Origin of the sequence: Paenibacillus sp. O199 (genome assembly GCF_001636635.1) — a bacterium.
Taxonomy (GTDB): domain Bacteria; phylum Bacillota; class Bacilli; order Paenibacillales; family Paenibacillaceae; genus Paenibacillus; species Paenibacillus marchantiae.
The window spans coordinates 1-487 of the sequence record NZ_LGRP01000104.1; the positions used below are offsets into that span (position 1 = coordinate 1).

Consider the following 487-nt stretch of genomic DNA (forward strand, 5'->3'; position numbering starts at 1 on the left):
GGGAGGTGTCTTAACCCCTTGACCAACGGGCCACAGTAACAAAATTCTATCTGGCGGAGAGAGAGGGATTCGAACCCTCGAGACGCTTTTGGCGCCTACACGATTTCCAATCGTGCTCCTTCGACCAACTCGGACACCTCTCCTGAATGGCTCCCCGAACAGGGCTCGAACCTGTGACAACTCGATTAACAGTCGAGTGCTCTACCAACTGAGCTATCAGGGAATGGTGGAGCCAAGCGGGATCGAACCGCTGACCTCCTGCTTGCAAGGCAGGCGCTCTCCCAGCTGAGCTATGGCCCCATACACTGTGGTTTAAAACTTAAATGGTGGGCCCTGGTGGACTCGAACCACCGGCCTCACCCTTATCAGAGGTGCGCTCTAACCAACTGAGCTAAGGGCCCCAATATATTTCCCTTTTCCTTACGAGGGGGGCAAAAAAAATACCCCAAAGGGAATTCGCTTGGCGGCGTCCTACTCTCCCAGGACC

The 487-nt window shown here is 54.8% G+C and carries 4 tRNA genes; all 4 read right to left on the reverse strand.

Annotated elements, in window-relative coordinates:
* Positions 1-51: 51 nt before the first annotated feature.
* Positions 52-143 (reverse strand) — tRNA-Ser (locus A6049_RS32315).
* A gap of 4 nt (positions 144-147) precedes the next feature.
* A tRNA-Asn gene (locus A6049_RS32320) sits at positions 148-223 on the reverse strand.
* Between the two features lies 1 nt (position 224).
* Positions 225-300: transfer RNA gene (locus A6049_RS32325), tRNA-Ala, on the reverse strand.
* A 24-nt stretch (positions 301-324) separates the two neighbouring features.
* Positions 325-401, reverse strand: a tRNA-Ile gene (locus A6049_RS32330).
* Positions 402-487 lie beyond the last annotated feature (86 nt).